Annotated in this window: 1 other RNA gene; it reads right to left on the bottom strand. The window is 58.1% G+C overall.

The features are described from left to right. Positions 1-66 precede the first annotated feature (66 nt). Positions 67-211, bottom strand: a non-coding RNA gene (locus IAE50_RS25850) — RtT sRNA. Positions 212-227: the final 16 nt, after the last annotated feature.

Raw genomic sequence — 227 nt, 5'->3', positions numbered from 1 at the left:
GCAGATTTACAGTCTGCTCCCTTTGGCCGCTCGGGAACCCCACCACGGGGTCACTACATTATTGTGATGTTGCGAAGGAAGGATTATTCGGAGCTGCGCTCCTCACCCTTCGGGCCGTTGCCGTTGGCAACGTTCTCTCGCTGGTGCTCGAGTCGAACCTTCGAAGTCGGTGACGGCAGATTTGCAGTCAGCTCCCTTATGATCGCTCGGGAACCCCACCACGGGGT

The sequence above is a fragment of the Kosakonia sp. S42 genome (assembly GCF_016624785.1).
Classification (GTDB): domain Bacteria; phylum Pseudomonadota; class Gammaproteobacteria; order Enterobacterales; family Enterobacteriaceae; genus Kosakonia; species Kosakonia cowanii.
Note: the sequence above shows the minus strand (reverse complement) of the source record. Positions and strands in the feature narration are given on the sequence as shown.